Annotated in this window: 1 pseudogene; it reads left to right on the plus strand. The window is 65.5% G+C overall.

What is annotated here, in order from left to right:
- Positions 1–258 (plus strand): annotated as a pseudogene (locus tag SB754_RS21260) (hypothetical protein); the annotation flags it as partial.

Raw genomic sequence — 258 nt, forward strand, 5'->3', positions numbered from 1 at the left:
GTCGCTGCCGGGCGGCGCCTGCGCGGCGACGTTCATCGGCAGCGACGGAATGCCGATCGCACTATGTACTGCCTACATCGGGTTGAACCCACCAGGTGTTGCCGTCCCGACCGTTGCACTCTTCGACCCCGCGACTGCCCAGCCGATCGCTTCATTGCAACTGACCAAGGGTGGATTGCTCGGCGGCCTGTACGGCTATCTCGACGGCCGCGACCGCGTCGTGATGGCGGACGGGTCGGGTTCGATCCTCAAGATCGC

The organism is Leifsonia sp. SIMBA_070, assembly GCF_046534635.1.
Classification (GTDB): domain Bacteria; phylum Actinomycetota; class Actinomycetes; order Actinomycetales; family Microbacteriaceae; genus Leifsonia.